General features: G+C 53.5%; 1 protein-coding gene. It reads right to left on the minus strand.

The annotated features are described in order from the left end of the window. Positions 1 to 2,012, minus strand: a 2,012-nt coding sequence (locus AC1XUF_RS32020; RefSeq protein ID WP_483345961.1) for a T9SS type B sorting domain-containing protein, incomplete at both ends; no start/stop codon positions are given.

Below are 2,012 nucleotides of genomic sequence, written 5' to 3' on the forward strand. Positions count from 1 at the left end.
GATGATTCAAAATAGATGGTCAGCTCGTAATAGTACTGGCCTGCCGCGAGCTCTTTGCCGCCATTCGTTTTTCCGTTCCAATTGATGTTGACATCTTTGGTAGAGAATACCTGGGCCCCCCAGCGGTTGAAAGCTTTGAATTCGAGCGACTGTACAAAAGCGGGGCATTCGTAGGGCTGGAATACGTCGTTTTTCAAATCCCCGTTTGGGGTAAATACATTGGGCAGCACGTACATCGGGCAGTTGTCCTTGCATACGGTGTTGCTGGGGGCGCTTTCGGCCCCGAAGCGGTTGACAGCCGTTACATAGTAACATCCTGCAAAAGAGGTAAGGCCCTGATGGTCATAGGTGGTTGCCAGGGGTGCTGGTGGTATGGTGACAGTGGCAATCAGGCCTGGTGTGTCATCTTCATACCGGGCATAATATATTTTATATGCCGATACATTGGGGTCACAATCTTTTCCTCCTACCGACTGGGGGTAATTCCAGGAGAGGTGGTTGGTAAACCCAAGCAGGTCGCAGAATGCATCGGGGTGCGCACGTAGTGAATCACAGTTCAAGGGGTCCAAAGTAAGCACAGGCGGGCATGGCTTTGTAGTGTCTGAAGACGAGACGCAGAGTATCTGTGAGAAATTATAGAGCACGGCAGGCCTGATCTGGCTGTTGTTATAGGAACCCACGGTTTCGACCTTGTAGCAATAGGTTGAATCATCTACGATGGTGATGTTGAGCGTGCCGTCGGCAGCATACCTGTCGGTACCGTCATCGGTAAAAGTAAAAGTCTGTGGCCCCTGGACAGTGACCTCGGCAATGCGGTTGAAAGTCCCGGGTTTTGTTTTGTCCTCCCTGTATACCCTGTGAGTGCGGTTGGTATTGTCCCATGGGACCAAAGCCGACCAGTTGACCCTGACGCTCCCTGGCTGGGCAGCTCCCTGTTCGAGCCTGACGCTGCTTGCTGTTTTGGTCTCGTCGAGTTTGAGAAGCTGGCCTCCTTGTGTGTACCAGTATTCGAGCTTATAGTTATATGGGTAGACCAATGTGTTGAGGTTGCGGTCTACAAAGAAGGTATCGGCAACGCCCGCTTCCAGGTTGGTGTTGATGGTTGCGATCTGTGTGAATGCGGTACCATTCTGTCCTACTGCCCTGAAGAGGCGGTATTGTGCGGGCAGGCCTGAGGGTGCTGCGGGTTTTGTCCAGCGTACTGTGATGACCCCTTTTGCATTGTCTGTGGAATCGACAGTCACATTTGTAATAACGGGCATGAGCATGGGCAACTTCAAACAAAACTCTTCGGAGGCCAAACTTTCTCCTCCCCCGATCAGGCTCCCCGGCTCATTGATGTTGGTGCCTGGTCTGGGGAATTCGACGACCAGGCGGTAGCTATATGAAACACCAGGGCGCAGGCCGGCGCCATTGTTATTGTCCAGGTAAGTGGTCTGGTCTACATTGACCCTGCCGACTTCCTCATAGCCAGACCCTGCGGGCAGTCCTGTATCGCATACATCAATGGTTATATCTGTACACCCTTCTTTTCTGTATACGACGATTTTTGCGCCAGCGACCTGGCATTTATAGGCATCCCAGGTGAGCCTGTAGGCTACGCCAGCAGGGTCAGTAGCGGCCACTGCCCTGAGCCCGAGTGGCTGCGGGCCATATACACGGATGCTGAGGGTGGTCATATCGACGAGTTTCCTGAACAGGGAGGGGTTTTGGACTCCAGGCCCCGGGGCATCCTCTACTTTGAAGAGTACATCGTAAGGTTCCTGGCGGATGTGGTTACAGGACGTCTGCCAGATGAACTGTCCCAGGACCGTTCCCTGCGAGCCTTGCTGGGCGACATTGAATGTAGCCAGGGCTGGTGATACCAAAGTACTTTGGTATACGCCGCCTGTGGAAGTAAGGGTGAGCTTGTCGCCGTTTTTGTCCGTGGCCTTGACCTGCTGGTTGATGAGTGTTCCGGCCTCGACGCATATATCGGGCAGTGGGTCCATGAGCGGCCTGTCGTTCCGGGC

This window comes from Dyadobacter sp. HNCC25DJ185, from assembly GCF_056895195.1.